The organism is Streptomyces sp. NPDC057623 (assembly GCF_042800355.1).
GTDB lineage: Bacteria > Actinomycetota > Actinomycetes > Streptomycetales > Streptomycetaceae > Streptomyces.
This window is the reverse complement of sequence record NZ_JBHVGZ010000178.1, coordinates 1-1,504: the sequence shown is the minus strand read 5'-3', so window position 1 is coordinate 1,504 and position 1,504 is coordinate 1. Positions and strand designations below refer to the sequence as shown.

Sequence of the window (1,504 nt, the reverse complement as noted above, 5' to 3'; positions counted from 1 at the left end):
GGGACGCTGTTGGCGAATTGTGGGCTGTCTTTGCGCCCCATCGGGTCATCCGGTGGGGCGCAGTGCTGCCAGGGGGCTGATGCGGGTGGGAGCGTGGGGTTTCCCGGTGAGGTGTGCGTCGATGCGGGCGATGTTGATCGCTGCCGCAGTGAGTTGGTGCTGCAAGCTCGCTTTGGCCAGTCCGCGGTAGCGGGATCTGCGCAGGCCGTGGGCGATGACACCTTGGGAGATGGTGCCTTCGACACCGGCGCGGATCTTGTAGCGGTCCTTCCACCCGTCTGTCTGCTGGAGTGCGCGGGCCTGCTGGAGGGTCTCGTGTTCAGCACGCGGCCGCAGCGTGAGCTCGCGGCGCACGAGCCTGCGGCTTCCGGGCTTGGAGTTGATGCACTCCGGCTGCCGGGGACACGGTTTACAGTCGCGGGGCGAGAACTGGATGCGGATGACGGGTGCGTCATGCTGAGTGCGTGCCTGGCGCCAGTAGCTGCTGGTGTGCCCGCCCGGGCAGCCCGCCTGACGCTGGTCCCAGTCGATGGTGAACGCCTCTTGCCCGAAGGTGGCAGTGCCTCTGGACTGGGCAGTCGTGGCGGATTTGAGCGGGCCGTGCAGGGCGATGCCGTGATCTTGGTGTGCGGCGGTCAGGGCGGCGGCGTTGGCGTAGCCGGCGTCGACCCAGTGCTCTGTGGGCAGAAAGTCCCGTGCGGCAAGGCCGGCATGGACCGTGGCGGCCATGTGGTCGTCACTGACCGCGCCGTGGGTGGTCACCACGTTGGTGATCAGGTGGGCTGTGTCCGGCTCGCAGGTCTCTGTGAGGTGGACCTTGTAGCCGTCCCAGCGGATCTCTCCCTTCACTCCGTTGCGGGCCTGGACGTCATACGGGCTGGCCAGGCGTGTGGCGCCCGGCGGCCGGTCTTTTGGGCCCCGCCGCCTCACCTCGCCCTCAACCAGGTGGAAGTGCTGAACCCACGCCCGCCGCAGGATCTCCGCCTCGGGCAGCTCCCGCAGCCCCGGCGGTGCGTCGGCCTCCCAGATCAGCCGCAGCAGGTGCATGCCGTCGGCGCCGATCCGCTCGTAGAGCTGTGTGCGCTTGGTGAGGTCCTTGGGAAACCGCGTCTCGTCGGCGCGGGTGGCGTAGTGCCTGAACCAGTCCGGCAAGGCCCGCGCCCGCAGCCAGTCCGGTTCCAGGCGTGCCACCGCGTTGAGGGCTGACCGCAGGCACTCGGACACCAGCTCCAGCTGGTTCAGCTCACGCACCGCCGACAGCACATGGGTCGAATCGGTCCGTGCTCTGCCGCCGCCGGCCATCAGCCCCCGTTCCCGGGCCGCGGCCAGAACGCCGTCCAGGACCTCGCGCCCGCCCTCGGCGCCGATCAGCCGGTCTCTGAACTCGCAGAGCACCGAGTAGTCGAAGCCAGGGTCAGTCAGTTCCAGTCCGAGCGCGTACTTCCAGTCGATCCGGGCCCGCACCGCCTCGGCGGCCTGCCGGTCGGTGAGGTTCTCCACGAAC

The 1,504-nt window shown here is 69.1% G+C and carries 1 protein-coding gene; it reads right to left on the bottom strand.

Going from position 1 to position 1,504, the window contains the following annotated elements; genetic code table 11:
- Nucleotides 1-45: 45 nt before the first annotated feature.
- Nucleotides 46-1,504: IS1182 family transposase (locus ACFU95_RS50985; RefSeq protein WP_383844792.1), on the bottom strand; the 1,459-nt coding region annotated here is incomplete at its 5' end.